The organism is Algoriphagus litoralis, assembly GCF_003259255.1.
GTDB lineage: Bacteria > Bacteroidota > Bacteroidia > Cytophagales > Cyclobacteriaceae > Algoriphagus > Algoriphagus litoralis.
Genome location: NZ_QGOL01000053.1, coordinates 1 through 2,610, shown reverse-complemented (window position 1 = coordinate 2,610; position 2,610 = coordinate 1). Strand labels below are relative to the sequence as shown.

Here is a 2,610-nt window from a genome sequence, read left to right as displayed (position 1 = left end):
GCCCAGGTATCGCCTTGACGAAAACCCCTAATCGGACGGATTACAGCAATCCTGGGGATGTGATTACCTATGAGCTGGTTGTCACCAACTCAGGCAACGTGACGTTGACCGGCGTTGCGGTAAGCGACGTGGGCACGACCCTTGACAACCCTCAGGTAGGCACACTGGCACCAAACCAGAGCGCCACGGTAACGGGCAGCTATACGATCACGCAGACAGACATTGACAACGGCAGCTTCGTGAACACGGCTACGGCGACGGGTCTGGATCCGAACAGCGGAACGCAGACTGCTACGGCCACGGCGACGGTGACTGCGAACCAGACACCTGCTTTGGATCTGAAGAAAACAGCCAGCCCGCATACCTACAGCCAAGTGGGCGAGCAGATCAGCTATACCCTTGAGATAGAGAACACGGGCAACGTGACCCTGTACAATGTGGTGGTCAATGATCCGTTGGCCAACTATACTTCCCCAAGCTTCACGTTGGTTCCCGGCCAGACCGAATCGGTATCCGGCATCCTGACCATTACCCAGGCAGACCTGGACAGAGGCTTTGTGGACAACGTGGCCACGGCGGTGGGCACGGATCCGAACAGCACGGTACTGACGGTGACTGCACCGGAGCGTATCACGGCAGGTCAGAGTCCATCGATCAGTCTGTCGAAGACTGCAGACAGACAGACCTATGACCAGGCCGGTGATGTGATCACCTATACACTGGAAGTGGAGAACACGGGCAACGTGACCCTATACGGAGTGGTTGTGACCGATCCGCTGCGCAACTTTACCTCTCCGACACTGCCTGAACTGGCACCCGGCCAGACGGCAAGTTATTCAGTCGGCTTGACGGTGACCCAGGCAGAAGTGGATGCAGGCGGTGTGATGAACACGTCGACAGCGACGGGAGTATCCCCGAACAGCGTGACCGTGACCGATACAGACGAGGAGCTGGTACTGGCCAATGTGGCTCCGGCACTGGATCTGGTGAAGACAGCCAATCCTAGGGTCTTTGTGAATGCGGGCGAAGTGGTGACCTATACGTTTGAGGTGAGCAACGTGGGCAACGTGACCCTGACAGGGGTATTGCTGAGCGATCCGTTGATCCCATACAACCAGAGCATCGGCACAATGGCTCCTGGCGACAGCCAGACCTTCACGGCGACTTATACGCTGACCCAGACAGACATAGACAACCGCATCCTGATCAACACGGCTGCGGTGACAGGTACTGCACCGGACAACAGTACGGCCACGGCAACAGACAGGGCTTTGATTGCCTCGCAGGACTTCGGTGCAATCGAAGTGGATAAGGTATCGCTGGATCAGGTATACAGTACGGTAGGGGAACCACTGGAATATGAGATTACGGTGACCAACATCGGTAACGTGACCCTCAACAACGTGGTGTTGACAGATGATCTGACCAGTCTGACCCAGAACATAGGCACGATGGCACCTGGTGCAAGTTCGGTTTACACGACGACTTACGTGGTCACCCAGCAGGACCTGGATTCAGGGCTGATCACGAATGAGGCCACGGCCACGGGAGTGGAAGCGACCCCTCAGGCCACCCCTGTGAGTGATAAGGACAATGCGGTTTCGGTAGCCAGAAGACAGCCGGGTATCAAACTGAACAAGCAGAGCAGTACAGCAAGCTATGCCCAGCCGGGGGATGTGATCGACTACACGTTGACGGTTACCAACATAGGCAATGTGACCTTGGACAATATTTTACTGGATGACCAGTTGACAGGAATTACCCAGGTGGCATTGAACGACCTGTTGCCGGGAGCATCTACGGTAATAGCGACCAGCTATACGGTTACCCAGACAGACCTTGACGCAGGCACCGTGGACAACACGGCCAGCGTGAGCGGTCAAGGTCCAGGTGGAAGAACTGTTGCCTCAAAAGACAGGGAATCCGTACCGGGCGTGCGTGCAGGCGGCATCCAGCTGATCAAGACAGCAACGCCGAAACTGTACATCCAGGCAGGCCAGGTGATCAACTATACCCTGGAAGTAACCAATACGGGCAACCTGACCCTGGACAATGTGACGGTTACTGATCCGTTGACGAACCTGAACCAGAACATAGGAACGCTGGATCCAGGGGCAGCGAGTACAATCACTACGAGCTACACGATTCTACAGTCAGACGTTGACAATGGCACGGTGACCAACACGGCCACAGCAGAAGGCACGGATCCGTTCAATACGACCTTGAGCACAACAGACAGTGAAGTAGTCAGAGCTATCGGAGTATCCAGACTGGAGCTTACCAAGACAGCCAACCCTACGACTTACGATCAGGCAGGAGATGCGATAAGCTATACCCTGACGGTGACCAACAGCGGCAACCTGATCCTGAATGATGTGGTGATTACAGACCCACTGACCAACCTGACCTACAACGTAGGCACGCTTGCACCGCAGCAGAGCGCAACGATAAATGAAACATATTCAGTAAGCCAGTCCGATGTGGATGCAGGATCGGTGGTCAACATTGCGACTGCGACGGCAAAAGACAGCCAGGGAGCAGACAAGCTGACCACAGCCACGGCGACAGTCACAGCGGTACAGACCCCAGGCATCAGTTTGACAAAAACAG

At 55.5% G+C, this 2,610-nt stretch carries 1 protein-coding gene and 1 pseudogene; both read left to right on the top strand.

Annotated features, from left to right (window positions below; all coding sequences use genetic code 11):
- Nucleotides 1–14: 14 nt before the first annotated feature.
- Nucleotides 15–1,196, top strand: a pseudogene (locus DK188_RS21870) (DUF7507 domain-containing protein); the annotation flags it as partial.
- Nucleotides 1,197–1,220: 24 nt separating this feature from the next.
- The coding region (locus DK188_RS21750) for a DUF11 domain-containing protein (protein ID WP_232825793.1) at nucleotides 1,221–2,610 on the top strand (1,390 nt) is incomplete at its 3' end.